The 1,819-nt window shown below is 41.9% G+C and carries 2 protein-coding genes; one reads left to right on the top strand and one right to left on the bottom strand.

Annotated features, from left to right (window positions below):
- The first annotated feature begins 351 nt into the window (after positions 1-351).
- Positions 352-1,044 (top strand): 3'-5' exonuclease, encoded by a 693-nt coding sequence (locus tag J7439_RS27405; protein WP_353623122.1) that lies wholly within the window; start codon positions 352-354, stop codon positions 1,042-1,044.
- Positions 1,045-1,240: 196 nt separating this feature from the next.
- Here the strand turns inward: J7439_RS27405 and J7439_RS25335 are convergent, their stop codons facing one another.
- Complete coding sequence (locus tag J7439_RS25335; protein WP_209204837.1) at positions 1,241-1,654, bottom strand: hypothetical protein; 414 nt, start codon at positions 1,652-1,654, stop codon at positions 1,241-1,243.
- Positions 1,655-1,819 lie beyond the last annotated feature (165 nt).

Here is a 1,819-nt window from a genome sequence, read left to right as displayed (position 1 = left end):
TAAAAGAGCTGCCTTATGCGGACACGGTTGAGAAACTGGAGCAGCTTCTACCCTGGGCAGTGAAGGCATCTCAAGAATAAGCTGATCTGGTAGGGTTGGCTATTACGCTGGTTAAATTGGCGCTTACCAACTAATCACAATCAAATACCAGGTAATGCCTCATGGGTTTGTGTTAGCCATAACACTGATCATGAGGCTAGTTATTTGGCACAGTGGATTGTGGATGACATGCGAAGTAGATCACTGAAGCCAAGAGACTATTCAGTTCTTGTGCGACAAAGACCTGAGGATTACGAGCAACAACTATCCACTTGCTTAACACAGCACGGACTTAGTTTACGAAATGAAAGTGTGAAGATAGGGAAAACTACGCTTCAAGACTTGCTTGCCGAAGACTTGACCATTCTGTTTTCTAACCTACTCAGACTGGGGCTTGGGCAGCGAAATGCAAAAGTTTGGAGTCAATTATCAACAGCGATACAACTACTGAGAAATACAAACAATGAAGATGAAAAAGCACTGAGACAGGTAGAACTCGGGCTAACGAACTTTGTTTCTGACCTTAGAGCTTTAATGCTACAACCGTTTACATTAGAAAATAGTCGTCTTGTTTTTGATCAAATCATCACTTTCATTGATTTGAATGACCTTCGAAAGACATATGCTCGTTACTCTACAGGTGATCTTCTTGAAATATGTTTGGAAGCACTTGAGGCCTTTTTTACATGCTGCGTAGCTACACAATATTCTTGGAACAGCTGTATGGATGAGTTTGAAGGTATCAATCATATTCCTTTAATGACTATTCATAAAAGCAAAGGACTGGAGTTTGATACGACTATTTTTATGGGGATTGATGATAATGCCTGGTGGTCCCATCGACCAGGTGACATTGAAGGGCTCTCTACATTTTTTGTAGCATTGTCTCGTGCTAAACACAGAGCAATCTTCTCCTATTGTCATCAGAGGGGGGATAGAAACCGGGTTTCAGATTTTTATGATTTATTAGCCTCTGCTGGCGTACAGGAGCGCGAAATTCCATAGAAATTGGAAAAGCAGTGACTTTCTGCGTTTCAATATAGAACGTATACAGTAGCTTCTCAAAAACTGCTGGTAAACAAAAGTACCACAATTCTGGAGGCCTTGGCATCCGGAAAATTAGGTCTAACGTTTATCACGGGTCTTCGGCATTTCCAGCTTTGAGAAGCTACACGTATACTTTACTTGGATTACAAACTAATCATCTCCGTTTTAGTAAAGAGCGCAAAGGTATCAGTCTTGTATATTTTGCGGGTATAATACGGGACTCGCCCTTGCGGGCATCCATTTTCCAGTAAGATGTTGACTCCATTTGCCTGAACTCTAGCTCTTCAACAGGGGTGTCAAATGGATTGGGCTGAGCCTCTAACTTTTCAGCACTGTCAATTTGATCCTTTTTAGTAATATGCTCCATATGATAGCGATAGCCTGCCATGAAGTGCTCCATATTTAGCTCATCATCTTTATTCAGTATGGCTTCCACTGCGGCATAGTTGATTAGAACTCTCAACCTTCTCATATTACCTTTGGAGAAAGCGAAGAGCCTCGGATAAAACTCTAGCTCATGCAATCCTGGTTTTTTTGAAAATGGCAAACTATCATCAAATACTTTCAAGAATGTTCGGAATTCTTGTCGCTGCTCTTTATTGATAACGGTGTTTGTCAACATAGTTGTCGTCTCAACTCACACAGCTTGCCTTAGCTGTCCGGCAACTGACCGGTCTGGATTCAGCCAGACTTCATCTTCCAGGTCCCAGTTACGGGTTGCCCTTTTACCCCA

It is taken from the genome of Salinisphaera sp. G21_0 (assembly GCF_017744115.1).
In the GTDB taxonomy this organism is placed as follows: Bacteria; Pseudomonadota; Gammaproteobacteria; order Pseudomonadales; family Endozoicomonadaceae; genus Endozoicomonas.
This window is presented reverse-complemented; position numbering and strand designations above follow the sequence as displayed.